The 334-nt window shown below is 47.3% G+C and carries 1 protein-coding gene; it reads left to right on the forward strand.

The window, feature by feature from the left end:
• Nucleotides 1-177 precede the first annotated feature (177 nt).
• A complete protein-coding gene (locus tag E5987_RS13580) occupies nucleotides 178-294 on the forward strand; it encodes an IS3 family transposase (RefSeq protein WP_202074653.1) in 117 nt (38 codons plus the stop codon).
• The last annotated feature ends 40 nt before the right edge of the window (nucleotides 295-334 follow it).

The raw sequence follows: 334 nt of genomic DNA on the forward strand, positions 1-334 counted from the left end.
CAGCGATAGAGGTGGAACCTACACAAGTATGTCTTACGTGAAAGCGGTGAGAAAACTCGGAGCTCGTCCGAGCTACTCCAGAAGAGGAAATTGCCTTGACAACGCAAGCATGGAAACGTTTTACGGGCATATGAAGAGTGAAACGTTCCGCAGAATGACTCGCAGGAAAGAATAGAGCTGACGAGAGCAAAGGCTCAGGAAATCATCTCTGACTACATCACGTGGTACAACACAGAGCGCATTCAACGCTCTTTAGGGTATGTATCGCCGGAGGAGTTCAAAGGCAGCATGTGATTCCGGATACCGATTGATATCCGGCTAGTTAGATAATAAA

The organism is Parasutterella muris (assembly GCF_009767915.1).
Taxonomy (GTDB): Bacteria; Pseudomonadota; Gammaproteobacteria; order Burkholderiales; family Burkholderiaceae_F; genus Parasutterella; species Parasutterella muris.